Source organism: Nocardia violaceofusca NBRC 14427 (genome assembly GCF_963869435.1).
Lineage (GTDB): Bacteria > Actinomycetota > Actinomycetes > Mycobacteriales > Mycobacteriaceae > Nocardia > Nocardia aobensis.
In genome coordinates this window covers 1-2,297 of sequence record NZ_CAWMPM010000015.1, presented here as the reverse complement: position 1 = coordinate 2,297, position 2,297 = coordinate 1, and the positions used below count along the sequence as shown (strand labels likewise).

The following is a 2,297-nucleotide window of genomic DNA, read 5'->3' as shown; positions in this document are numbered from 1 at the left end:
TGAACACCGACTCCGCCGTGCAGTGGGTGCGCCGCGACGGACGCGTGCTGGTGCAGTTCAAACAGGTCGAACGGCCGCTGAGCTGGCCTGTGGTCAACTTCCTGTACCAGCCCTATCTGGAGAACAGTGTCGAACGCTCCCTCGGTAAATATCCGCACGTTACGGTGCGCCGGGGGCGTGAGGTTGTCGATTTCGACCAGGACCCCGACGGTGTCGAGGTCGGGCATGTCGGATCCAGCGGCACGGGATACGGGCAGCGGGAATCGGAAGCCGATCCGAGCACCGCCGAGCGAGTGCGAGCGAAGTTTCTGGTCGGCTGCGACGGTGGACGCAGCGTCGTTCGCACGAAGCTGGGAATCGACATGAGCGGCACCAGTTTTCCGGAACGGTGGCTGGTGGTCGACTTGAAGGCGAAAGACGGTGTGGACGCCTTCCGGCATCTGCCGTACTTCGACTTCGTGTGTGACCCGGATCTGCCGATCGTGTCGTGTCCCCAGCCGGACGGGCATCACCGGTTCGAGTTCATGCTCACCCAGTCCCAGACGAAAGAGCAGATGGAGGACCCGGACACGGTCCGACGGCATATCGCCCGTTTCGTGAACCCGGACGAGGTCGAGGTCCTGCGCAAGCTCGTCTACACGTTCAATGCCGTGGTCGCCGATCGCTGGCGCGCCGGGCGCATCCTGCTCGCCGGCGACGCCGCGCACATGACACCACAGTTCGTCGGTCAGGGGATGGGCTCAGGTGTGCGCGATGCGGACAACCTGGCCTGGAAACTCACCGCGATCCTGAAACACGATGCCGGCCAGGACATTCTGAACAGTTACGAAACCGAACGCCGGCCACACGCCAAGGCGATGATCGACTTCTCGGTCTTCAACAAATCCCTGGTGTCGGTCGACAACAAACTGGCCGCCGCGGCCCGCGACATCGTGGTGACGGCCTCGTTGCGCACTCCCGGCCTCGGCGGCTGGATCCGTGCCGCCAAGATGAAGCCGCGTCCACGGTTCCGCCGCAACGCCTACCTCGGCCTGCCCCGCCGGCAGTTCGGGTTGCGCGGTGTGGAGGGCACCTTGTCCCCACAACCGGAGGTCCGCACCTACGACGGCCGCCACCAGCGTCTCGACGATGTACTCGGCCTCGGGTTCTCGGTGCTCGGTTACGGTATCGACCCTCGGGCCGCACTCGGCGCCGACGATATGGCCGCGTTGCAGGCGCTGGGAACACGCTTCGTGACCGTCTATCCCTTCGGCGGGCGGCCCCAGGGCTCACCTGGTGACGGGCGCACGACGGGCGACGACTACGCCGACGTCGAAGATCACACCGGTGCATTGGTCCGGTGGTTCGCCAAGGCCGGCGTCGGTTCCGGAGGGATAGTGTTGCTGCGCCCGGACCGGTTCGTCTTCGGTACCGCGGCCTCCGGCGAGGCCGGCCCTTTGATCGCCGAGTTGCGCCGTCAATTGGAGGTGAGTAACCACGAATCCGGCACTGCAGCAGGCCGGCCCGATCCGACGCCATCGCGCGATCAGCACCTGGAACAGACTCGATGACATACCCCAAGCCTCGGGCCGCTGCCGTGGCGCAGGCCGCAGCCGAGCGGTTGTCGACCGCGGCGGACACCGGAATACCGGTTCCTGCGGTCCGCGACCTGATCGGTTCCGCCGATGTGACGCAAGCATATGCCGTTCAGCGCATAGGAATTCGTCGTCGCCTGGAAGCGGGCGCCCGTATCGTGGGACGCAAAATCGGGCTCACATCACCCGCCGTCCAACAGCAACTCGGTGTGAATCAGCCCGATTTCGGTGTGCTGTTCCACGATATGGACGTCTCCGAAACCCCTGTGGCGCAACGACCTAGGTTGCTGCAGCCCAAGGTGGAGGCCGAGCTGGCGTTCCTGCTCAGCGCAAATCTCGACGGCAACCGGCTCGACGCGACCACGGTGCGTGGTGCGGTGGACTACGCGGTGGCCGCGCTCGAAATCGTCGACAGCCGGATTGCCGACTGGGACATCAGTGTCGCCGACACGGTGGCCGACAACGCGTCGAGCGGATGGTTCGCGCTCGGCACCGATCGTCTGTCGCTCGGTGACTTCGAACCGCGCGATATCGCCATGAGTATGGCGATCGACGATGAGATCGTGTCGACCGGAACGGGTTCGGCGTGCCTGGGCGATCCACTGAACGCGCTGGCCTGGCTGGCACGGACCGCACGCGACTTCGGCGATCCACTGCGTGCCGGCGACCTGGTACTTTCCGGTGCGCTCGGGCCGATGGCGCCGCTGCGCCCAGGTGCCCGGG

Annotated in this window: 2 protein-coding genes; both read left to right on the top strand. The window is 65.7% G+C overall.

Annotation, left to right across the window (positions count from 1 at the left end; all coding sequences use genetic code 11):
• A partial coding sequence (locus AC5592_RS14995) for an FAD-dependent monooxygenase (RefSeq protein WP_084506695.1) occupies positions 1 to 1,550 on the top strand: 1,550 nt, incomplete at its 5' end.
• The coding region (locus AC5592_RS14990) for a 2-keto-4-pentenoate hydratase (protein WP_063064538.1) at positions 1,547 to 2,297 on the top strand (751 nt) is incomplete at its 3' end. The genes AC5592_RS14995 and AC5592_RS14990, both read left to right, overlap by 4 nt.